The sequence below is a fragment of the Nitrincola tibetensis genome (assembly GCF_003284585.1).
Taxonomy (GTDB): domain Bacteria; phylum Pseudomonadota; class Gammaproteobacteria; order Pseudomonadales; family Balneatricaceae; genus Nitrincola; species Nitrincola tibetensis.
Genome location: NZ_QKRX01000005.1, coordinates 48,685 through 71,094, shown reverse-complemented (window position 1 = coordinate 71,094; position 22,410 = coordinate 48,685). Strand labels below are relative to the sequence as shown.

The following is a 22,410-nucleotide window of genomic DNA, read 5'->3' as shown; positions in this document are numbered from 1 at the left end:
GATGAAAATTGCCATCGCAGGTACCGGTTATGTCGGTCTTTCTAACGCCATGCTGCTCGCTCAACACCATCAAGTGGTTGCACTGGACATAATTCCCGAGAAGGTCCAGCAACTGAATCAACGTCAATCCCCCATCGAAGATGCCGAGATTGAAGATTTTCTGGCATACAAAACCTTAAATTTTCGAGCCACCTTGGATAAGCAAGACGCGTATACCGATGCCAATTTTGTCATCATCGCCACACCCACCGATTACGACCCTCAAACCAATTACTTCAATACCCGCAGTGTAGAGGCCGTCGTCAGTGATGTGTTGGCAATCAATCCAAATGCCATTATGGTCATCAAGTCGACCGTACCCGTGGGCTTTACTGCCAATCTGCGCGAGCGATTTAACACAGACAACGTCATTTTTTCGCCCGAGTTTTTGCGTGAAGGCCGTGCACTCTACGATAACCTCTATCCCTCTCGTATTATTGTCGGTGAGCGCTCAGAGCGTGCCGAGGTGTTTGCAGGCTTGTTAACCGAGGGCGCCATTAAAACTGATGTCCCCGTACTCTTCACCGATTCCACCGAAGCCGAGGCCATAAAACTCTTTGCCAACACCTATCTGGCGATGCGTGTGGCCTATTTTAATGAGTTGGATTCCTACGCCGAAACGCATGGCTTGGATACCCGCCAAATTATTGAAGGTGTCGGTCTAGACCCACGTATCGGCGCGCATTACAACAACCCTTCCTTTGGATACGGCGGCTATTGCTTACCCAAAGATACCAAACAATTGCTGGCCAACTATGCCGACGTGCCGAGCAACTTGATCAATGCCATTGTTCAATCCAACTCAACCCGGAAGGATTTTATCGCTCAGTCAGTGATCAGCAAAAACCCCAAGGTGGTCGGTGTCTATCGTTTGGTGATGAAAGCGGGCTCCGATAACTTCCGCGCCTCTGCCATTCAAGGCATTATGAAACGCATCAAAGCGAAAGGGATTGAGGTGGTGGTGTATGAGCCCGTGATGGAGCAAGAGGATTTTTACAACTCGCGCGTCATTAAGGATTTGCAAGAGTTTAAAGCCCTGAGCGATGTTATTATCGCGAACCGCCCTTCAGATGAGTTAAGCGATGTGACTGACAAGGTGTACACGCGGGATTTGTTTGGCAGTGATTAAGGCAAAGAAGATAGGCTTCAGGGAGAATTCATGCCGTTTTTTGTAAGATAAAAGCAAGATATCATCTTGAAATTAAAGGATTAATATCAAAATATTGATGGCATCATTTGTGAGAGTAGAGTCGTCTCATCACCATGATGGCAATGTTTTCTCTATCTCGCAGATCGTTGCCATCAATACCAGAGGATCAAACGGATCTTTGTACAAAACGCTAGCCGACTGGTCGCGCTAACGTATCTCGGATTTTGAGGATCCGCTATTGCTTCCTGGGCATTCGGCTACGCTTTTCTTTGAGTCAATTTCGTTTATACTCTTTTTAAAAACATGCTTACTGAGGCTGAATTATGAGAGTCAAATACAAAGTTTCGCTTGTGACCTCTCTCCTAATCGCGTTGACCATAACGCTTTTATCCACAGTTCAATACTTTTCCTTCAAACGCGCGATTTACGAACAAACACAACAAAACATCCTCGAAACGTCCAAGCTCCTCAGTCAGGATGTTAGCTCCTGGTTAAATGGCAAATTAAGTTTAATCAATCTAACTCGTGAGCAAGTCGATCGTCGTTATAGTTTTGATGAAATTGTCACGGTCTTGGGTGCAAAAGCGCTTGAAAGCAGCTTTTTACTCACCTTTGGCGGACTCGACGATGGATCGCCTATCGCTACCGCCAGCTGGACGCCACCCACGGGGTGGGATCCGCGAACCCGTCCTTGGTATAGCCTGGCAATGGCAAATCGAACGGCCGTTTTTACGGATCCTTATGTCGATGCGGGTACGGGTGAAATTATCATCTCAGCCGTAACCCAACTAACGAATCAAGGCCGAAGTGTCGGTGCCTTCGGCGGTGACTTACGGCTAACTACCGTTTCTGATACGCTAAATCAGATTAATTTTAACCAAACAGGTTATACCTTCCTTGTGAACGCCAGTGGGATCATTGTGTCTCACCCTGATTCATCCCTGAACAGTGAAGCACTTTCCACGTTAATTCCAAGCATGAGTCGTCCGCTGAATGAGCAACAAATGGCTCAAGCTCTTGTCCAAAACACGCCATCTTTTGTCTCTTTTCAACCTGTTGCTAACGTGCCAGGTACTGACTGGTTTATTGGTGTGGTGCTAGATGAATCCAAAGTAATGGCTGCAACTCGAACCTTTGGGATGTTAGCTATAATCGGGGCCATCATTAGTGTTATTGTTTCCTGTGCAATTTTGTATAGCTTAATGCAGGTGATTTTACGCCCACTCGATAAACTAGGCGTTGCGCTAAAGGAGATCAGTCAAGGTGGTGGCGACTTAACGCGTCGTTTAAACTTCCAAAGCAATGATGAGTTTGGTGATGTTTCTCGTTCTTTTGATCAATTTGTATCGTATATGCATTCACTGATTACTGAAATCAAACAGGACTCTCAGTTAATTCAGAAAAACTCAAAAGAAACAGCCCTATCCGCTCGAAGCTCAACCGACAACATTCGTCAACAACTTGAGGAAATTGAGCATCTTGCAACCGCAATGCATCAAATGTCCGCTACTGCGCATGAAGTCGCCAGAAATGCCCAAATCACCGCTCACGCTGCTCAAAATGCAGATGGCAATGCCGCTCAGGGTGCCACCATTGTGGAAGAAACCTGTGCTGCCATAGACAGCGTAGTGTCAGGGATGAATCAAGCGATGAGTGACATTGCCCAGTTAACCGATTTTAGTACTAACATTGAGTCTATTCTAACCACCATTATCAACATCTCTGAACAAACCAACCTCTTGGCGCTTAATGCGGCCATTGAAGCCGCTCGTGCCGGAGACCTAGGACGCGGTTTCGCGGTGGTGGCGGATGAGGTGAGAGCCTTAGCCTCCAGAACACAGCAATCCACGACTGAAATTCGCTTGATGATTGATCAGTTACAAGGTGGCGTTTCATCGGCTGAAGCCTCTATTCGTGCAAACACCACTCACGCGCAAAACACTCAGAGTAAAGCGCTTAAAGCCAGTGAAGCACTGAATAAAATCCGTGAAAGCATTAATGAAATTAACCAAATGACTGTGCAGATAGCCACCGCAGCCGAAGAGCAAAGCTCAACATCCGAAGAAATTAACCGTAACACCACAAATATTCGTGATCTGAGTCAGATGGTGGCCAATGAGGCCGGACAACAGGAGCACCTTTGCGCTGACATGCTCCACATGAGTGAAACACAAGCTCAACAGATGAGTAAATTTAAGGTATAGCCTCAATCATGGATTTGAGGCTACACACAGCATTTTCTTAGATTGGCGATCTCATACGATGGAGCCGCCGAGTATTCAAGGTTCAGCGTGAAACTTCATATTAAGCCCCTCTCAACATTAGAGAGACAAATATTCGTCATCACCACCAGTGTAGCGCTGATCGCTATTGTACTGATTAGTATTAGTGTAGCGGCGATTTTTTACAAGCAAGGCATTGAAAACGCAGAATCGGTGTTACGTAACAAAAACCGCTTTATTGCGACCCAAATTCAGGGGTATGTAGCGCCACTTCGTCAAGCACTGGAGTATTCAAGCAGCACTCGTTCAGGATTGAATCATCTTCACCATGGTGAGCCTGAAACTCAGGAGCAGATTCTGCAGCTTTTTCAGGTACTGCAAAATACTATCCCCAATATCAATTTTATTTTTGCTGGATATGCGGATGGCTCTCTACTGATCAATAATTACACACCACCCAATGATTTTGATTCAACAATCAGACCTTGGTATCAAGCCGCACTAAAAACCTATCCTCGTATCTCGGATGGTTTACCTTACCAAGAAATCAAATCTAAAGAATGGATGGTTTCCTTTAGTAAGGCATTCACAGATGACCAACAAGAGGTGCTTGGCGTGATCTCGATTGATGCCAGCATGGACGCAATCATGAAAGCATTAGCAACCCAAGATACGCGATATCCAACCATTTACAATTTCGTATTGGATCAACAAGGAATGATACTGATTCATGCAGATACAGCGCTACCCGAGAGTGTTCATCAATCCATCGCTACACAATTGTCTTCCTCTGAATTGAGCACAGACAAACTCAACTATCGTGACGGAGACAAACAACGGTTAGCTCACTATCATCGCATTGACGAGCTAGGCTGGATTGTGGTGACTGAAGTCGATATAGCCGATATCCGTGACCCCATCATTAGAACCATTGCATCGAGTCTCGTCTTCGTTATTTTGGCTTCTTTAATGACGACATGGTTATTGAGCTTAGGATTAAGCCGTTATTTGATCACGCCTTTAATCAAGCTACATAAGCGCGTTCAGGAGATCACTGAAGGAAAGGATGACACTCACTATCGTTTTCCGAATAATGAGATAGGAATGATCTCAACCGCGATCGAAAAACTGACCGAGAAAGCATTGGTGCAGAAGAATATTGAGCTGAACGAAAAAAACCAATTATTAAACACACTCTCCCATACCGATCAACTCACATCCATCGCCAATCGCCGCAGAATGCTTGAGATACTGAATAAAGAAATCAGCCGTTATTATCGCGACCAGCAGCCATTCTCTGTGCTGATGTTTGATATTGATTATTTCAAACGGATTAATGACACCTTCGGGCATGAAGCGGGGGATCAAGTGTTAATTCAGCTGGCGCAGGTCGTGAAAAACTCGATTCGTGAGAGCGATACGCTGGGTCGATGGGGAGGCGAAGAGTTTTTGCTGATCTGCCCCGGTACTCGGCTGAAAAACGCTGAGCAGATTGCCGAGAAAATTTTCACAGCAATTCACCAACATTCTTTTCCAAAAAAATTGCAGATTACCATCAGTCTGGGCTTGTCTGAATTCACCGCAACTCACTCCCCAGAAACTCTTCTAGTCGAAATAGATCAGAAAATGTATCGAGCCAAACAAGCGGGTAGAAACAGGATCCAGATCTGATAACGTGGTTATCTCGTTCAACAGCAAGACTTCGTTACGATCGAGTAGGAGGGGGTCAGCAGACCCATAGAATGCTGCATGATCGCTTACTGGATCAGACGGTCAACGACACAGGGGATTCCCAGCATTCGTTCTCCGCCACCCAGTTTCGGGATATAAACCACTCGTGTTGGAGCAGGTGTATACCTACCCGACAAAAGTGCGTCCCGAATGACTGGCCATTGCGTCTGTAGATATTCGGCTGTTTCTTCGATTGAGCGACCGTCGGTGCCGGCCGCTCCTTTGTTGCTGCGTACCCGTTTCCATGCTTGGGCCATGTTCGACCGCTCAAGGACGTCCTGCAAGGTTATTGGGTAGCAGGGTTCGCTGGGTTGAGCGCCTACTGTCACCTGATCTAGGCTACACTTCGCCCAGTGGTCATCGCTTTGTTCAGAGATCATTAGATCAACCCTATCACTCTACCTTCAGCCCTTCAGAGGGAACGTCGCCTCCTACTATGGCATCTGCTGACTTCCACAAATCCCTCACCGTCACTTCTCTTCTGAGTTGATCTAGCTCTAGCGGTCTATGTGGATCTCCCGGGGTAAGACACACGTCTTTCCAACCATCTACCTGCCTCATATACGTTATGCATGCTCTGTGTCAGGATGAGCTTTGTGGCCGTCAGCCCACTCACTCCATGCATCCCGCCTCCTATGAGATTCGTGTTCCTCAGGCCGGTTGTTTGCCGCAGGCTTCCTTCAGATTCCACCTTACGATGGACACCCTTGCCCTCTGGCTAACAGTTAACAGTTACTCCTGACTTCACTGTTCGGGACTTTCACCCTATAGACGTGCGCCATGCCCGGCGCACTGACTGCTCACCGCCCTATCGGGCGATGCTTCCAACGTCACAGGCCGTAACCGATACGTGATCGGATTTACACAGCCTCAGTTGGCAGGAACGGACAGTCCTTCCGCTCGTAAATGAATCAAACCTTGCTGGCGGATATTGATCGCGGCATTGATGTCACGGTCTATGTCGGTAGTGCCGCAGGCAGGGCAATCCCACATGCGAACTGCCAGCGGTAACGATGGGATTTTATGACCACAGCAAGAACAGGTTTTGCTGCCGGCAAACCACGGATTAATCTTCACTAGGTGCTTACCTGCATGCATCGCTTTATACGTTAACTTCTTGATCAAACTATCCCAGCTTACATCGGCAATGTGCTTGGCAAGCGTCCGATTTTCAAGCAGGTTTTTGATCTTTAACGTCTCAACAATCACCGCTTGGTTATCGTCAATGAGTTGTCGAGATAATTTATGCTGATAATCAGCACAGGCGTTGGCCAGGCGCTCATGCGCCTTGGCGACCCGTAATCGCGCTTTCGCCCGGATGGTTTACGCGCTATTTTGCTAAGACTTTGCAGATTTAATGTTTCGTCTTGTGCCGCGAGATCAATTAAAGTTTGAAGCGAGCGGATTGTTTTGATAGCTGATCGGCCTCTAGCTTCAAGTCTTCACTGTTTTGAATGCTGCTTGTCATTTCAGAACGAATCGCACTACCCAATTCCATGACCTGATTAATACTGGTATTAACCTCTTCTGCAACGGCAAACTGTTCTTCTGTCGCTTGTGCTATTTGTATATTCAACGCTTGGATGGCCGAAATCTGCTCAAGTATGATTTTGAAAGCTACTTGGGCATCATAGACTTGAACAACGGACTGATTGGTTTTATCAAGACTCAAGTGCATAGACTGCACAGCCTCTCGACTGACCCGCTGTAAACCTTCGACTATTTTATGAATCTGTTCAGTTGACTCTTGAGTACTGCTGGCCAGATGCCTGACTTCATCGGCAACCACAGCAAACCCTCTACCCTTATCACCGGCACGAGCTGCTTCGATAGCCGCATTTAGTGCCAGTAAATTGGTTTGATCTGCAATACTTCTAATTACGTTGACCACTGATCCTATGGCATCACACTCCAACTCTAGCTTAGAAATTAACTGGTGGGAGTTACTCATGGTAACGGATAGCGTTTGCATATTGTCATGTGCTAACTCTATTTTCTGACTGGCTTCTAAAGATTGATTATTGGTCAGTTCAACCGCGCTCTGTGCGGACTGCGCACTCAAGGCCACTTCTCTGAAAGAGGCTGTCATTTCATTAACAGCCGATGCAACTTGCGTCAACTGATCAAACTGCTGCTTGATAAATGACTGCGTTGTTCGCAGTTTTGACAAGGTATCAGGTAGCGATATGTGTAAACTCTGCCCAATGGCAACGGTCTGCTTTAGTGCGGCTTGGATGACCTGAATATACTCATCGATCGCTTTTGCTAGCGGCGATGTTGGCTGACTAATCGGGGTATTGAGATCAACCACCCCCTGACTCATGGTCAATCGCTGTGCGGTATTAGAGATTTCTTCTACCTGGAGACTCTCTTTTTGCATGAACACTGCCATGTAAACAAGGATGGCGGTTTCGAATACCACAAACGCCGCATGTATTAAAACGATATCAATTCCTGTTCTAAACTCAAATAGATAAACACCGAGTCCAGCTTCCTGCATGAAATTAAAGCTGAGGTGATGTACCGCAATCAAACCTGCCGCTAGAACAATGGGTAACCAGTCTCTGTAAAAAAGTAAAAATGCCAACAACACAAAGATACTGAAATGCATCTCCACCATGCCATTTGCTTGATGAATCAGTAGTGCTGAAAACACCATAAATGACAAGGCTTGAGAGATACGTGTCACACGGCTACCAGGCATCCAAAAGGTCAGCAACACGGGTAAGACGGCAGAGGGCACGCCAATCATCATAGCTTCCAACCAAGTTGAATAGAGACTGGCCAACGAAAAGCTAATTAATAACAATAACACCTGCACCCCGCTCATGATCCGATCGCCTTTACAACGCAGATCATAAAGTGAAAAGGGGGCTAGTTCTGTGGAGTTTGGCATCATTATTATGCTCTCAATCTACCTGAATGGTTTATGTCGGCCAACTACAGAAACAGCCTGTAGTCAGATGATTATAGCGCTCGATCTCTTTACCCAGGAGTAAATCAGCAAGCATTTCGCCTACCAGATGATTACTGTCGCTACGACAGATACCACTATCCGAGTAAGGTCCTAAATATACCGTCTCCCCTTCTGTATTGACCAGCCAAGCCGCCGGTGCTGCAACCGGTTTTACCTCGGCAAGCAACACAGTAACCTGCTGGCCAAAAATGCCGTGCACTTTGGGGATATCGTCCAACCTAGGCACCAGTATTTTGACCTGCGCCTGCTCGGCTGAAAAATCAATCAGCTGTTTGATATCTGCAGTCACAAAACGGCTGCATGGACAATCAACATCGAAAAAATGCACTAGTGTGGGTTGATGGGTAGGATGATCCAGTGTCAACTGAATATGATCTTGTTGAAACATTACCCAACCTTCGATTGAGCTAGCCGCGTGCAAATAACGAAAGTGGAACCACCAAAAACTGAACATCATCAGCAGTAACCAAGTCAGCAGGGCTATATATGCAATGATCTTTTGCCAATGACAACCCGTGCTTAACTTTTTCAACATTCCACCCTATTTACAACTTATTAGAATCAATACGCTTATCGTCACCTATTGGTGCAACATAAGGCGTATTCCGTCACCCAAACGAATTAATCTCCTAAGACTCATGACTCGTATGATAGCGCTTACGGTATTTTTTACGCGAATGGCCATTGGCTAGCACGGCTATTGCACAAATCACCACATAGGTCACGGCGTTGGCAGGAATCTGCAAGTTAAAATCAGACGCCGAATGTATTACGATGGCAATAATAGCCATGGCCGTTCCAAAGCCAACCCCGCTTCTAAAGAGGGATTCTCTATTCCAAAGCGCCCTGAATGAGTGAAACAATGCCAAGAGTGTAAACAATAACAATGGCAAGGAACCAATCAGCCCAAACTCAACCCAAAACTGCAAATAGTCATTGTGGGCATGATCAAAATGGCCACCAAAATTGGGGCCTGTATGCCCAATAAATACCGTCTCATACGCTCCGGCACCATGGCCAATCCAGGTTTTTTCTTGTGCTAAAGGAATAGACTGTGTAAACGCAAGTCCTCTGAGGTCGTTGATATCGAACACCAACTGCCCTTCTTCTTGAGTAATCGCCACCTCTGTATTCATCAGACGATTTTTTAAGCGCTCTAATCCAAAATACTGACTGATCACCAACATATCGATCAGAATAATACTGATGAGTATCATGCTATTTCTGAGCCGATTTTGACGATTAATCAGAACAAAAATACTGCCAACTATTAATAAGCTCGAAAAAAACCCTGCATTGCCCATGCGTGACTGACTCATCACCAAACCTATGACCATGATGACCAAGGCAAGACGCAATCGGGCTTTAGGGCCTAATAAGAGTTCAAGTACATTGACCCAGCGAAAGGGCTGCCCATCTCTGAGCGCCAGCATTAAACCGATACCACAGGCCAACGTCATTTCGAGATAGCCTGCAAGATGATTGCGGTTTACAAAGGTTCCCGTTGCGTTGCCTTTGTAAAACTCTTTAGGAACACCGAGTAGCCACTCAACACCCGATAACACCATGATGGCCCCATAAAAGGCTTGAAAGGTGCCACTAATGACAATCACGGCTAACAGCACCGTCAAACGTTTACGTGTATTAAACAGATTGATGACCATCAAGAAAAGAAGGCTATAGGTAATACCCAGCATCAAACTTTGAAAGGTACGACCCACATCTGCCGTCAAGCCCAATAACCACTGGAGCGCAACCCAAACCTGAGTCGATACAAGAAGGGCAAACATCAACCAAGCCGCTTGTAAAGATCGATTCGGTACGGGGCGGCTTCGAAGGAGTGCAACCCCCCAAATCAGGGCCAACACACCCACAAGCAAGATGAACAATGCCATTGACCAAGACCGATTACTTCCCAATGGCAAGGGCATCCAAACCAATAATAGTAAAATTGCAGCAGCGGTAAGGCGTTCTAAACGTGACTGAGGGTACTCATAATCCATACTAACGCCATCCTGTTGCGGCCTTACAATTGGGTAGGATTCTAAACAATTTAATCGCGCTCGACAAAAGAATCTATGCGACCTTGTTTAAATTCTATCCCTGCTTTAGCTCCAAGACAGAGGCAAACAGCAAAAGATGTTTATAAACAAGTAAATGAACATTTATGTCACTTGTTAGATGACGTATTTTGTCATTATATAAAATTTCAGCAAGGTGTAACTTCGCTGAAATCATCCACAAGATCCACTAGATAATAACGAGTCCTGAAGCTAGTCTTTAGGTTGTTTAAATCTAAACTAGCCTTTGCAGTCATTCCTTACTGCGAGGATATAATAATTTCATGAGGAACCCACATGAAGAAGACACTTCGTGCCATGACGCTTGGCGCTGCAATTTCAATGGTTTTAATGACTAGCGCCCATTCTCAAACGCTGCGTTGGGCCAGTGCAGGCGATTCACTGACCTTCGATCCACATTCGCAAAACCACGGACAAACCCACGCAGTCGCACATCAGATTTACAATCCTCTTATTTACCTAGATTTAGACTCAGAAATGCAACCCGGTTTGGCTGTTTCATGGTCTGTTACCGAGAATCCAAATGTTTGGGAGTTTAAACTGCGCGAAGGTGTTCATTTCCATGATGGAACCCCGTTTACTTCGGAGGATGTCGTTTTCTCATTCCAACGCGCTCAGCATCCAAACTCGGACATGAGAACGCTAATCAGCTCTGTGGTTGACGTTCGTGCCGTTGATCCTTTAACGGTTCATATAGAAACGAACGGCCCCACTCCCTTGCTGCCCAATAATCTAACCAACTTATTCATCATGAGCAAAGCTTGGTCTGAGGCTAACAATGTCGTTACACCTCAAGACTACTCGTCAGGTGAGGAAAACTTTGCTGTGCGAAATGCAAACGGAACAGGTCCTTTCCGTTTAATCAGTCGTGACCCTGACGTACGCACAGAAATGGTGCGAAATGATGAGTACTGGGGAGTGGGCCAATTTCCGATGGAAATTAGTCGTATTGTACTAACGCCTATTCAGTCAGCCGCAACTCGGGCAGCTGCTATGCTGTCTGGAGAAGTTGACTTTTTACAAGACGTACCCGTTCAAGACATTAATCGTTTAAGCAACTCCAGCAACATTAAAATGCTATCGGCTCCTGAAAACCGTACCATTTTCTTTGGGATGGATCAGGGACGTGAAGAGCTACGAACATCAAACATTAAAGGAAAAAACCCCTTTGCTGATCAGCGTGTTCGTGAAGCAATGAACATTGCCATCAACCGTAATGCCATTCAACAAGTGGTGATGCGAAATCAATCCGTACCCGCAGGTATGATTGCACCTTCCTTTGTGAACGGTTGGACGTCTGAACTCGACAGTGTTCCCGAGACCAACATTAACCGTGCAAAAGAACTCTTAGCGGAAGCTGGCTATGCTGACGGTTTTAATGTCACTCTGACCTGTACAAATGATCGTTATGTTAATGACGAGGCTATCTGCCAGGCAGTCACTGGCATGCTAGGGCAAGCAGGCATCAATGTACGTTTAGATGCACGCGCCAATAGCATTCACTTCGCTGAGCTGCAACAAGGCGAACTGGATTTTTATATCCTCGGCTGGGCCGTTCCACCACTTGACTCACATTACGTATTTGACTTCCTTTTGGAAACCAAAACCCCAAATACGGGCGCTTGGAATTTCACGGGCTGGTCAAATGAAGAGTTTGACAGTTTGTCTCGCTCATTACCGACCGAAACGGATCTAAACGAGCGTAATGCGAAGATCGCGCGAGCATGGGAAATTGTTCAAAGCGATACGGTTTACTTACCCATTCACCATCAAGTTTTGAATTGGGCCGTTCGTTCAGATATCGACTTTGCGGTGCAGTCTCAAAACCAACCGATGTTGAAATACTTATCTTTTAAGTAATCCATCCCCCTCCGTCTTTTTAAAGGCGGAGGTTCCTTGTTTCATATGAGCATAGCATTATGATTGCAATGTTGATTCGCCGCATCATTCAAGCGGCTATGGTGATGTTGGTGGTTGCCTTCATCTCGTTTAGCTTATTCCAGTTTGTTGGTGACCCGATTAATAATATGGTCGGCCAAGAAGCAAGTCAGCAAGACCGCGCCGAGCTACGTGACCGCTTAGGATTAAATGACCCCATTCCAATTCAGTTCTTTCGATTTGTAGGCAATGCGGTACAAGGTGAGTTTGGCATTTCATACCGTATGGCTCGACCTGTTTCCGATGTCATTGCAGAACGTCTTCCGGCCACTCTTGAGCTAGCGCTTGTATCTGGCGTTTTAGCCATTAGTTTAGGAATCGGTCTAGGCGTTTACACCGCGCTAAGGCGCGATGGATGGCTCAGCCATTTTATTATGTCGTCGTCGTTAATTGGCGTTTCTCTTCCGACCTTTTTGATTGGTATTTTACTGATTTATGTTTTCTCAGTTGAGTTGCAGTGGTTACCTTCGTTTGGTCGGGGTGAAACCGTTCAAGTGACTGAAAACTGGAGCACGGGTCTACTAACTCTTTCGGGCTGGAAATCGTTAATTTTACCTTCTATCACATTAGGTCTCTTTCAGTTGACGCTATTGATGAGGTTAGTTCGCGCTGAAATGTTGGAAGTATTGCGTACCGATTACATCAAATTCGCACGTGCCCGTGGCATAAAGCAGCGTTCAATACATTTTCGCCATGCTTTAAAAAACACACTACTGCCTGTCATCACCATTGCAGGATTACAACTCGGCTCAATCATCGCTTTTGCAATTATTACCGAAACAGTCTTCCAATGGCCTGGGGTTGGTCTGCTATTTATTAATGCTATTCGTTTTGTCGATATTCCCTTTATGTCGGCCTACTTGCTTCTAATTGCACTGGTGTTTGTCATTATTAACTTAATCGTAGATCTATTGTACTTCGCCGTTGATCCCCGCTTACGGGTGACAAAACGCAGTGCTAGCCGATGAAAAGAGTAAACTTCTATGAGAAATGCATATGACTGAAAATACGCCCAACTCAACGGCGACAGTGAAGCGTCGGCTACTCGGTCGGATTCTCGACAGTGATCTTTTTTACGACTTCAGTCGTCGTCCTATTATTATTCTGTCCGCTATTTTAACCCTAGCAATTATTTTGGCCGCCGCATTCGCGCCTTGGATTGCACCTCATACACCTTTTGATCCATCTTCACTCAATCTGATGGATGGTTTTACTCCTCCTATGGCACCCAATGCGTTCACGGGCAATGTTTACTTAATGGGAACAGACAGCCAAGGTCGAGATATTTTTTCAGCCATTCTGTACGGTGCGCGTATCTCACTGTTAGTTGGCTTTGCAGCTGTAGCATTTGCGGCAATCTTAGGCATTACGTTGGGTTTGATAGCAGGTTATAAAGGTGGCTGGGTTGACACCTTAATTATGCGTATTGCGGATGTACAACTAAGCTTTCCTGCGATTCTAGTCGCACTGCTCATTTTTGGGATTACGAAGAGCCTTATACCCAGTGAAATGCAGGAGCAAGCCGCCATTTATGTGTTAATTCTTTCAATCGGCTTAAGCGATTGGGTGCAATATGCACGAACGGTTCGCAGCTCGACTCTAGCAGAGAAAAACAAAGAATATGTTCAAGCCGCACGACTGTTTGGTGTTTCCTCCTTTCGCATTCTAGGACGTCATATTTTACCGAATGTCATGGGTCCGGTATTGGTAATCGGCACTATCGGTTTAGCACTGGCAATTATTCTAGAATCCACCTTGTCCTTTTTGGGTGTTGGAGTACCTGCAACCCAACCCAGCCTTGGAACTTTGATTCGGGTGGGTAATGAGTTCCTTTTTTCTGGCGAATGGTGGATCACACTGTTTCCAGGCATCACTCTGTTACTGCTTGCCTTGTCAGTGAACCTGCTTGGCGATTGGCTTCGTGATGCCCTTAATCCAAGGTTACGTTAGCATGACTGAACCATTACTTTCTGTAAGGGATCTTGTTGTCGAGTTCCCAAAACGTAAGACGCGGCTTACAGCGCTTGATCACGTCACATTTGATATTTACCCAGGTGAAATTTTGGGTATGGTCGGGGAGTCTGGTGCGGGCAAATCTCTAACAGGTGCGGCCATTATCGGTCTGCTTGAGCCACCTGGACATATTGCCGCTGGCGAAATATGGTTAAAAGAGCAGCGTATCGACAAACTGCCATATGAACAAATGCGTCGCTTACGTGGTAAACGAATTGCGATGATCTTCCAAGATCCACTGACGTCGCTAAATCCTATTTTAACCATTGCTGATCAGTTAATTGAAACCCTTCAAACCCATCTTCCGTTAAGTGATAAAGACGCTCGGGCACGTGCGATTCAATTGCTTGATGAAGTGGGAATTCCAGCAGCGAGCAAGCGGATTGATGACTACCCTCATCAGTTCTCAGGGGGGATGCGGCAACGAGTTGTAATTGCCTTAGCCTTGGCCGGAGAGCCAGAGTTGATTATTGCAGATGAGCCCACCACTGCTCTAGATGTGTCGGTACAGGCGCAGATTATCGATGTACTCAAACGCATGTGCCATGATTACGGAACAGCGGTGATGCTGGTAACACATGACATGGGGGTCATTGCAGAGGCGTGTGATCGTGTGGCAGTGATGTATGCCGGACGAATTGCAGAAATTGGCGATGTACGTCAAATTGTCAAAGACCCTCAACATCCTTATACGCAAGGTTTAATGGGATCAATACCCTCATTAACCGAGCGAGTTGATCGACTGGTGCAAATCCCTGGCAGTATGCCACGATTAGATGCCATACCAGCAGGCTGCGCCTTCAATCCTCGTTGCACGCAGCAGTTTGATCGCTGCAAGCAACAACGCCCTGATTTAATAAAAACCAAAAAAGGACAAGTTGCCTGTTGGCTTTACGACGGAGAGAGTTCATGAGCTCAGATCTTCTACTGGAAGTTAAGAACTTATCATGTCATTTCGACGTGTCTAAACCTTGGCTGAACCGCCTCATTGAACGTGAACCTCAGCGATTTTTAACCGCGGTTGACAATGTCTCATTCAATATTAATCGTGGTGAAACCTTTGCGCTTGTGGGGGAGTCTGGCTCTGGCAAATCGACCATTGCTAAACTCATCGTCGATTTAATTCATCCCTCTTCTGGCCAAATCCTGTTTGATGGTCTTTCGCTTCGTGAAACTCAAGGAGAGACCTTTAAAACGCTCAGACGGCGTATACAAATGATCTTTCAAGATCCCTTCGCAAGCTTAAACCCTCGCTGGAGAGTCGGAGATATCATCGCTGAGCCAATTGATGCATTTGGCTTAGCCAAAGGACAAGGCGAGGTCTCTAAGCGTGTTGAAACATTACTGGACAAGGTAGGCTTATCCGGCCGAGATCAACACAAGTATCCTCACGAGTTTTCGGGCGGTCAACGGCAACGTATCGCGATCGCTAGGGCACTTTCTGCACAACCCGATTTTTTGGTGTGCGATGAACCGACATCAGCCTTGGACGTTTCTGTTCAAGCTCAAATACTGAACTTAATGCAAGACTTGCAAGATGAGTTTGGGCTTACCTATCTATTCATTAGTCATGACTTATCGGTCGTAAAGCATATGGCCAATCGTATTGGTGTGCTTTACCTAGGCTCAATGGTCGAAAACTCTGAGAGTGACCAACTATTTAAACAACCAGCTCATCCCTACACACGGATGTTATTGGATGCGATCCCAGATCATGAAATGTCTGGACGTCGGCGCAAACAAGTGACGGGTGAGATCCCAAGCCCAATTGATCCACCATCGGGTTGTACTTTTCATCCACGATGCGAGTTTGCGAACACTAAGTGCACGCAAGAAAGACCAAAAATTCATGAGATTAATGGCAGTTTTGTCTCCTGTTGGGCCTCTGCAGAGAATAGAATTTCAATATCCTCTTGAATTTTATTGTGAACTTACACAATCCGAAAACATTAAAAAACCTTTTTCATGAGTGAAACTGACTCATGAAAAAGGAGTTTTGATTTGAAATAGGCCAGTGCTCTGTTGAGCGCATCGATTAAACGACATAATATTGCTTTGCGTTAACTCTGATTTATACTAACCTAGATATTAATGGCAATTACACAGGGACGATTAATGATGCTAAGTACTAAAATGATTTTTTTGCTTAGGTCACTGCTACTTATTTTTCTTTATACGTTTCTATGGAACTTTGCAGGCCTCTTTGAGATTGGCAATCTGGTCAGTGCTTTTTATCCGGCTGCAGGTGTCATCGTTTTTTTCGTATACCGATTTGGACCCATCTATATCCTACCCAGTGCCATTGCAGTGATGGTTGGTGCATCGTTTGTTGATCCCTTTTGGCAATGGGGTGCCATTCAAATATCCATGGCGATCAGACAGCTATTTTTTTACTCTATATTAGGACTAGTCTTAAAGAAAACCTCTAAATTCAGCTTACCACTCAATAGGTTAAGCTCAGTCACAATTTTGATAGGAAGCCTATCGGTCACATCGTTTCTATCAGCATTGACTGCAACCTTTCTCATCTCAACTTTTGTCGGAATTGATACTGATCAAGAGCTTAATATTATTATGTCCTTTTGGATTGGAGACCTAGGTGGTATTTTATTGTTTCTAGCAGCGCTAAGCCTATTTTTAGATTTTTATTTTAAAAATTATGATTACAATGATGTTTTCCAAAAAGGTCTCGTTTATCCAATTCTTTTGCTTGTCATCATATCGTCAGCCACAACATTATTATTTGTTGCGACAGGCTTAACAACAGAATTAGGAAATTTTGGATACCTAATTTTATTACCAGTGGCTTGGGCCTCTAGCTTCTATGGGATACGATTTGCTTTATTTTCAGCCATTTGTGTCAATACCACTGCCATCTGGCATTATATTTATTTGGGTTTAAGTAACTACCCAGCAATTGAATTACAAACTCTTTTTAGTGTTAATTTAGTCATGGCGATGTTGCTAGGAGCTTCGTTAGAGGAACGTAAAACCGCATTGTTTGACGCTACACACGATTCGCTAACGCAAATGCTCAATCGCAAGGCGTTTTTCCAGGAAAGCACTGCACTACTTGAACGCTGCAAACGACAAAAGAGAAACATGGCTGTTCTGATGATTGATATCGATCATTTTAAGGTTGTAAATGATAACTGGGGGCATGAAGCAGGAGACCAAGTGTTAATGCAAGTCGCAGAATGCTGCCGTCAGATCTGTCGCAGTACCGATATTCAAGGCCGACTTGGAGGTGAAGAGTTCGCACTCATACTGGATGATGCTGGACCAAATCAAGCAATTGCAGTCGCCGAACGGTTACGTCTATCCATTTCATCCATTTTGGTACCGAAAACCGATACAAACATTACCACCAGCATCGGTATCAGCCACTTACTTACAATCGATGATACGTTAAACCAGTTACTAAAGCAGGCTGACCTCGCACTCTATACAGCAAAAAGAACGGGACGCAACAAATGTCAAAGTGCATCAACATTAAACACTGAAGATGCATCGCTTAATTTAAAAGCAACTTAATCGCGCCCGACAAAACAATCAATACGACGTTGTTTAAATTGACGGCATAAGGCCGCCGCATGACTCGCCTCATCCATCGACCCAATTTGGACACGATAGATCACGCGTCCTGTCGCGGGCATGAACTCCATCACATAGGCTCTTGCCTGTTCGAGAATATCCTTGTGCTCTGTTTGAATTTTCTTAGCCATTTGATCGGCATCTTCTCGATTGGTAAGCGCTGCCACTTGAACATAGTGCCGAGGCCCTTCAATCGGGATACTCAAATGCATGGGCGAGCTTTCGGCGTCTGAGCTTTGTAAGTTTGCTTCAAATGATGATGGCGGCATACGCTTCATCTGGGTTTGTAGAATGGCTTGCCGCTCTTTAACCTGCACAAGCGCATCGGCTGATAAGTTGTTTTCAAGCTGATCTTGGGCTACTTTTGCTTTCATGTCACCTGAGTTGGCAGCGACAAACACCCAAGCGGCACCCTCAATCGGATCCATCAACACGGGACCTTTAAAATACAAGGCTGCTAAACGCATTTGAGCTTCATTGTCTCCAGAATAGGCAGCCCGTAACCACCAATCATGAGCCTGCTGGGTGCGCGGTGAATCTGGGAAGGCAAAATAATAGAGCGTTGCTAGGTTTTTTTGAGCCGATAGGTGCCCTAATTCAGCCGCTTTTCCATAAAAGAACTCGGCCAATTCTAAATCAGGCTCGATTCCTATTCCTGTTCGATGGTATTGACCAAGATTGAAATAGGCGTCTGGATCATTTTCATCGGCTGCGCGATACCAATCTTGCAGTTGACTCATGAGTTGCTGAGAGATCACTTGATCTTCCTCAGAAACAGGGGCAGAGTGTTCTGAACCCTGAACACTGGTTGTCAGCAGTGATAGAGCGCATAGCATTCCGACGATATCCGTCCACTTTAAAGACAATCCCATCATTCCCACCCAATTTGTCTATAATTTAACCAGCGGTAGCCTACAAGCCTCGGCTCAGCTATAATTCGCGATCCTGATTTTAACCTCTTTTGCAACACAGGTGACACATGGCTAAAAAGCTGTTTATCAAGACACACGGTTGTCAGATGAACGAGTACGACTCATCACGTATGGCAGACCTTCTCGGCGAAAGTCATGAACTAGAACTGACTGACTCACCTGATGATGCCGATGTATTATTACTCAACACCTGCTCCATCCGCGAAAAGGCACAGGAAAAAGTATTCCACCAATTGGGTCGTTGGCGCAAGCTTAAAGAGAAGCGCCCGGATCTTATTATTGGTGTGGGTGGCTGCGTGGCAAGCCAAGAAGGCTCGGCTATTCGTGATCGTGCGCCCTATGTAGATATGATTTTTGGCCCGCAAACGCTGCACCGCTTGCCCGAGATGATTAATGAGTCCAAAAAAGGCATCGTCGGGATCGTTGATGTTAGCTTTCCCGAGATTGAAAAATTTGACCATCTGCCTGCTCCAAAAGTAGAGGGTGCCGAAGCCTTTGTGTCTGTTATGGAAGGCTGCAGTAAATATTGTACGTTCTGCGTGGTTCCCTATACGCGCGGTGAAGAAGTTAGCCGACCGCTGGTCGATGTACTCAGAGAGTGTGAAGAGCTGGCAGAACAAGGCGTGCGTGAAGTCAACCTGCTCGGTCAAAACGTGAATGCCTACCGTGGCGCAACTTCCGATGGCGCTGACGCCGATTTGGCCGAGTTGATACGTCGTGTCGCTACAATCGATGGCATCGATCGCATTCGCTTCACAACCTCTCACCCTGTTGAGTTCAGTGAAAGCTTGATTCAGGCTTATGCCGATATTCCTGAGTTAGTCAGTCATCTGCACTTGCCTGTACAAAGTGGCTCTGACCGAATTTTAATGGCCATGAAGCGTGGCCATACCGTTTTGGAGTATAAGTCAAAACTGCGCCGTATTCGTAAGCTGCGACCGAACATCAGCTTTTCATCCGACTTCATTATCGGTTTTCCCGGTGAGTCTGATGCAGATTTCGAAGCCACAATGAATTTAATTCAAGAGATAGGCTTTGATAGCTCATTCAGTTTTATCTACAGCCGTCGTCCGGGCACTCCAGCCGCCGATCTGCCGGACAATGTCACAGATGAAACAAAAAAACTAAGACTGAACATTCTTCAAGACCGTATTACACAGCAAGCCATGCAGATTAGTCGTCGTATGGTCGATAATGTCGAGCGTATTCTCGTCAATGGCTACTCTAAAAAAGATCCCGGCCAGCTTTCAGGGCGTACGGAGAACAATCGAGTGGTTAACTTCCGTTGCGACGATCCCAACTTAATTGGCCATTTTGCAGATGTTCGTATTGTGCAGGCGTATGCAAACTCTTTAGTTGGCGAACTCGTATCGTCAGAATTAGATCAAACGCATTAATATTTCGCCAGCCATTTTAGGATGATAACTTGTCAAACCAACAACCTGTAAACTTTGCGCTTGAACCTGACAACCCAGCCGCTCTTGCCAGTCTTTGTGGTCAAATGAATGAGCATCTTAAACTGATTGAAGAACGTCTGGGCATTGAGGTGCTCAATCGCGGCAATAAGTTCCAATTAATTGGCAATAGCCTAATCAGCCGCCAAGTCAGACCGCTGATTCAGGACCTTTACCAGCAGGCGTGTAAAGGCAAAGCGTTAAGCCCCGATGACATTCACTTAGGGTTACAACAAACAGGCCTCGAACAACAACTCCCTTCCTCGGGTGTTGCGGACCGGGACTACACCATCCGTACACGCAAGATGCAGATTCGTCCGCGCAGTGAAAACCAACAAAAGTACGTGCGTTCAATCCAAACCCTAGATATCAACTTCGGCATTGGACCTGCGGGAACAGGCAAGACCTATCTCGCCGTTGCCTGTGCGGTTGAAGCCTTAGAGCGCGAAGAAGTCAGTCGCATTTTATTGGTTCGCCCTGCGGTTGAGGCTGGGGAAAAACTGGGCTTTCTGCCTGGCGATCTATCGCAAAAGGTTGACCCTTATTTACGCCCCCTCTACGACGCTCTCTACGAAATGATCGGAATTGAAAAAGTAGCCAAGCTCATTGAAAAGAACGTGATTGAGATAGCGCCGTTAGCTTATATGCGTGGACGTACACTCAATGGCTCTTTTGTGATTTTAGATGAAAGCCAAAACACCACGCGTGAACAAATGAAAATGTTCCTTACGCGCATAGGTTTTGGCTCGACGGCCGTTATTACGGGTGACGTCACTCAAATTGACTTACCCAAAGGCACTCGCTCAGGATTGGTGCATGCGATAGAAGTACTCAAAGGCGTTGAGGGTATCGGTTTTTCACACTTCACCGCGCGCGACGTAGTTCGCCATCCGTTAGTCCAACATATCGTTGTGGCCTATGATCGTTATGAAAAACTTGAGGCTGAAAGAAGCTCACGCAAACACGAGAACCACTCATGAGTTACTTTGCAGACGTTTTATATGAAACAAACCATAAAGACCTTCCCACGGAAGCCGACTTCGAGCGCTGGCTAAAGCTCGCGATGGGAGGACGGCGTTTACGAGCAGAAGTCTGTATCCGTATTGTCACAGAAGACGAAAGTCGAGAGCTTAACCACACATGGCGTGGAAAAGACTCTTCGACCAATGTTTTGTCTTTTCCTTTTGAAGCTCCGCCGGGCGTACCCACTGATTTAATTGGTGATTTAGCCATATGCGCGGATGTCGTTGCCCGCGAAGCGCAAGAGCAAAACAAACCTTTATTGCATCATTGGGCACACATGGTGATTCATGGCCTATTGCATCTTATCGGATTCGATCATATAAATGACATTGACGCCGAAGAGATGGAAGCACTGGAAATCAATCTTCTTGCTCAGCTCGGTATTTCAAATCCATACTTATCCGCTTAAGAGGACATTATGAGCGAAGAACGATCGGGATCTGCCACTAAAGGCTGGCTCGGAAAGCTAGCGCAGGCTTTTTCTGATGAACCCCCTACCCGGGAAGAACTGATTCAAGGGTTATATGAAGCAGCTGAAGCTGGCGTATTAGACAATGATGCGCTGAGCATTATTGAAGGGGCCATGCAGGTATCGGATATGAAAGTCCGGGACGCAATGGTACCTCGCTCTCAAGTCACAATGGTGCAAATCAACCAAGCACCGCGTGATTTTTTACCTACCATTATTGAGACCGCACATTCGCGCTTTCCCGTCTGTGGCGAAAATCCAGATGAAGTCATCGGCATTCTATTAGCAAAAGACCTGCTTAACTTCATGCTTGATGGCAATCTCGACAATTTCAGCCTACAAGACTGCATCCGCCCTGCCGTCTTTGTTCCTGAAGGTAAACGTCTGAATGTTCTATTGCGTGAGTTCCGTGGGGCACGAAACCATATGGCGGTTGTTGTTGATGAGTATGGTGGCGTCTCTGGGTTAATCACGATCGAAGATGTCTTAGAGCAAATTGTTGGTGAAATAGAAGACGAGCATGATGACGATGATGACGAAGGCAATATCAAAGCACTGGACGAACAGAGCTACCTTGTTAAAGCCTTAACCACCATTGAGGACTTCAACGATCATTTTAACAGCAGTTTCTCGGATGACGAATTCGACACCATCGGCGGCTTAGTCACTCAGCGCTTTGGTCGTTTGCCACTAAAAGGTGAACAAGTGAGTTTTGATCAGTTTAACTTCACAGTTTTATCGGCAGACAACCGTCGCATACGCTTGTTACAGGTCGAGCAATCATAGG

General features: G+C 45.9%; 19 protein-coding genes. 13 read left to right on the top strand and 6 right to left on the bottom strand.

Annotated elements, in window-relative coordinates; genetic code table 11:
- Position 1: 1 nt before the first annotated feature.
- The 3 genes from DN062_RS08285 (at position 2) to DN062_RS08275 (ending at position 5,082) form a co-directional block, all read left to right on the top strand.
- Positions 2–1,168 (top strand): nucleotide sugar dehydrogenase, encoded by a 1,167-nt coding sequence (locus DN062_RS08285; RefSeq protein ID WP_112159032.1) that lies wholly within the window; start codon positions 2–4, stop codon positions 1,166–1,168.
- A gap of 344 nt (positions 1,169–1,512) precedes the next feature.
- Positions 1,513–3,393 (top strand): methyl-accepting chemotaxis protein, encoded by a 1,881-nt coding sequence (locus tag DN062_RS08280; protein WP_112158868.1) that lies wholly within the window; start codon positions 1,513–1,515, stop codon positions 3,391–3,393.
- Positions 3,394–3,480: 87 nt separating this feature from the next.
- Positions 3,481–5,082 carry a sensor domain-containing diguanylate cyclase gene (locus DN062_RS08275; protein WP_162301278.1) on the top strand — a complete coding sequence of 534 codons (1,602 nt, stop codon included), beginning with the start codon at positions 3,481–3,483 and terminating at the stop codon, positions 5,080–5,082.
- An 86-nt stretch (positions 5,083–5,168) separates the two neighbouring features.
- Here the strand turns inward: DN062_RS08275 and DN062_RS08270 are convergent, their stop codons facing one another.
- From DN062_RS08270 to DN062_RS08250, 5 genes are all read right to left on the bottom strand, one after another.
- Entirely contained in the window at positions 5,169–5,522 is a 354-nt protein-coding gene (locus DN062_RS08270) for a reverse transcriptase family protein (RefSeq protein ID WP_112158866.1), read from the bottom strand.
- A 490-nt stretch (positions 5,523–6,012) separates the two neighbouring features.
- Positions 6,013–6,417 (bottom strand): RNA-guided endonuclease InsQ/TnpB family protein, encoded by a 405-nt coding sequence (locus tag DN062_RS08265; protein WP_239995749.1) that lies wholly within the window; start codon positions 6,415–6,417, stop codon positions 6,013–6,015.
- 109 nt (positions 6,418–6,526) lie between these two features.
- Positions 6,527–7,972, bottom strand: coding sequence for a methyl-accepting chemotaxis protein (locus tag DN062_RS08260; protein ID WP_162301277.1), 1,446 nt, complete (start codon positions 7,970–7,972; stop codon positions 6,527–6,529).
- Positions 7,973–8,069: 97 nt separating this feature from the next.
- Positions 8,070–8,651: a DUF6436 domain-containing protein gene (locus DN062_RS08255; protein WP_133256754.1), complete on the bottom strand. Its 582-nt coding sequence runs from the start codon at positions 8,649–8,651 to the stop codon at positions 8,070–8,072.
- Positions 8,652–8,748: 97 nt separating this feature from the next.
- On the bottom strand, positions 8,749–10,122 hold the full coding sequence (locus DN062_RS08250) for an O-antigen ligase family protein (RefSeq protein ID WP_112158863.1): 1,374 nt from the start codon (positions 10,120–10,122) through the stop codon (positions 8,749–8,751).
- Between the two features lie 354 nt (positions 10,123–10,476).
- Here DN062_RS08250 and DN062_RS08245 point away from each other — a divergent pair, with 354 nt between their 5' ends.
- From DN062_RS08245 to DN062_RS08220, 6 genes are all read left to right on the top strand, one after another.
- A complete protein-coding gene (locus DN062_RS08245) occupies positions 10,477–12,060 on the top strand; it encodes an ABC transporter substrate-binding protein (RefSeq protein ID WP_112158862.1) in 1,584 nt (527 codons plus the stop codon).
- Between the two features lie 59 nt (positions 12,061–12,119).
- The gene (locus DN062_RS08240) at positions 12,120–13,106 is read left to right on the top strand and encodes an ABC transporter permease (RefSeq protein WP_112158861.1); all 987 of its coding nucleotides are present in this window, start codon (positions 12,120–12,122) and stop codon (positions 13,104–13,106) included.
- 28 nt (positions 13,107–13,134) lie between these two features.
- Positions 13,135–14,088, top strand: a complete 954-nt coding sequence (locus DN062_RS08235; protein WP_112158860.1) for an ABC transporter permease — start codon at positions 13,135–13,137, stop codon at positions 14,086–14,088.
- Between the two features lies 1 nt (position 14,089).
- Positions 14,090–15,064: an ABC transporter ATP-binding protein gene (locus DN062_RS08230; RefSeq protein WP_112158859.1), complete on the top strand. Its 975-nt coding sequence runs from the start codon at positions 14,090–14,092 to the stop codon at positions 15,062–15,064.
- Positions 15,061–16,068, top strand: a complete 1,008-nt coding sequence (locus tag DN062_RS08225; RefSeq protein ID WP_112158858.1) for an ABC transporter ATP-binding protein — start codon at positions 15,061–15,063, stop codon at positions 16,066–16,068. The genes DN062_RS08230 and DN062_RS08225 overlap by 4 nt, the downstream gene beginning before the upstream one ends.
- A 174-nt stretch (positions 16,069–16,242) precedes the next feature.
- Positions 16,243–17,685, top strand: a complete 1,443-nt coding sequence (locus tag DN062_RS08220) for a sensor domain-containing diguanylate cyclase (protein WP_112158857.1) — start codon at positions 16,243–16,245, stop codon at positions 17,683–17,685.
- Here the strand turns inward: DN062_RS08220 and DN062_RS08215 are convergent.
- Positions 17,682–18,617 carry an SPOR domain-containing protein gene (locus tag DN062_RS08215; protein WP_162301276.1) on the bottom strand — a complete coding sequence of 312 codons (936 nt, stop codon included), beginning with the start codon at positions 18,615–18,617 and terminating at the stop codon, positions 17,682–17,684. The genes DN062_RS08220 and DN062_RS08215 overlap by 4 nt on opposite strands.
- A gap of 107 nt (positions 18,618–18,724) precedes the next feature.
- Here DN062_RS08215 and miaB point away from each other — a divergent pair, with 107 nt between their 5' ends.
- The 4 genes from miaB to DN062_RS08195 are packed head-to-tail and all read left to right on the top strand — an operon-like array spanning position 18,725 to position 22,409.
- Positions 18,725–20,074, top strand: a complete 1,350-nt coding sequence (gene miaB, locus DN062_RS08210; RefSeq protein ID WP_112158855.1) for a tRNA (N6-isopentenyl adenosine(37)-C2)-methylthiotransferase MiaB — start codon at positions 18,725–18,727, stop codon at positions 20,072–20,074.
- 29 nt (positions 20,075–20,103) lie between these two features.
- Positions 20,104–21,111 (top strand): PhoH family protein, encoded by a 1,008-nt coding sequence (locus tag DN062_RS08205; protein ID WP_239995742.1) that lies wholly within the window; start codon positions 20,104–20,106, stop codon positions 21,109–21,111.
- On the top strand, positions 21,108–21,563 hold the full coding sequence (gene ybeY / locus DN062_RS08200; protein WP_112158854.1) for an rRNA maturation RNase YbeY: 456 nt from the start codon (positions 21,108–21,110) through the stop codon (positions 21,561–21,563). The genes DN062_RS08205 and ybeY overlap by 4 nt, the downstream gene beginning before the upstream one ends.
- Before the next feature lie 9 nt (positions 21,564–21,572).
- Positions 21,573–22,409 (top strand): HlyC/CorC family transporter, encoded by an 837-nt coding sequence (locus tag DN062_RS08195; RefSeq protein ID WP_112158853.1) that lies wholly within the window; start codon positions 21,573–21,575, stop codon positions 22,407–22,409.
- Position 22,410 lies beyond the last annotated feature (1 nt).

Bases quoted from the DNA above. Each gene is read 5' to 3' on its own strand.
- DN062_RS08285 (WP_112159032.1), top strand. From the start codon at position 2: ATGAAAATTGCCATCGCAGGTACCGGTTATGTCGGTCTTTCTAACGCC.
- DN062_RS08280 (WP_112158868.1), top strand. From the start codon at position 1,513: ATGAGAGTCAAATACAAAGTTTCGCTTGTGACCTCTCTCCTAATCGCG.
- DN062_RS08270 (WP_112158866.1), bottom strand. From the start codon at position 5,522: ATGATCTCTGAACAAAGCGATGACCACTGGGCGAAGTGTAGCCTAGAT.
- DN062_RS08260 (WP_162301277.1), bottom strand. From the start codon at position 7,972: ATGAGCGGGGTGCAGGTGTTATTGTTATTAATTAGCTTTTCGTTGGCC.
- DN062_RS08250 (WP_112158863.1), bottom strand. From the start codon at position 10,122: ATGGATTATGAGTACCCTCAGTCACGTTTAGAACGCCTTACCGCTGCT.
- DN062_RS08245 (WP_112158862.1), top strand. From the start codon at position 10,477: ATGAAGAAGACACTTCGTGCCATGACGCTTGGCGCTGCAATTTCAATG.
- DN062_RS08240 (WP_112158861.1), top strand. From the start codon at position 12,120: ATGATTGCAATGTTGATTCGCCGCATCATTCAAGCGGCTATGGTGATG.
- DN062_RS08235 (WP_112158860.1), top strand. From the start codon at position 13,135: ATGACTGAAAATACGCCCAACTCAACGGCGACAGTGAAGCGTCGGCTA.
- DN062_RS08230 (WP_112158859.1), top strand. From the start codon at position 14,090: ATGACTGAACCATTACTTTCTGTAAGGGATCTTGTTGTCGAGTTCCCA.
- DN062_RS08225 (WP_112158858.1), top strand. From the start codon at position 15,061: ATGAGCTCAGATCTTCTACTGGAAGTTAAGAACTTATCATGTCATTTC.
- DN062_RS08220 (WP_112158857.1), top strand. From the start codon at position 16,243: ATGGCAATTACACAGGGACGATTAATGATGCTAAGTACTAAAATGATT.
- DN062_RS08215 (WP_162301276.1), bottom strand. From the start codon at position 18,617: ATGGGATTGTCTTTAAAGTGGACGGATATCGTCGGAATGCTATGCGCT.
- miaB (WP_112158855.1), top strand. From the start codon at position 18,725: ATGGCTAAAAAGCTGTTTATCAAGACACACGGTTGTCAGATGAACGAG.
- ybeY (WP_112158854.1), top strand. From the start codon at position 21,108: ATGAGTTACTTTGCAGACGTTTTATATGAAACAAACCATAAAGACCTT.
- DN062_RS08195 (WP_112158853.1), top strand. From the start codon at position 21,573: ATGAGCGAAGAACGATCGGGATCTGCCACTAAAGGCTGGCTCGGAAAG.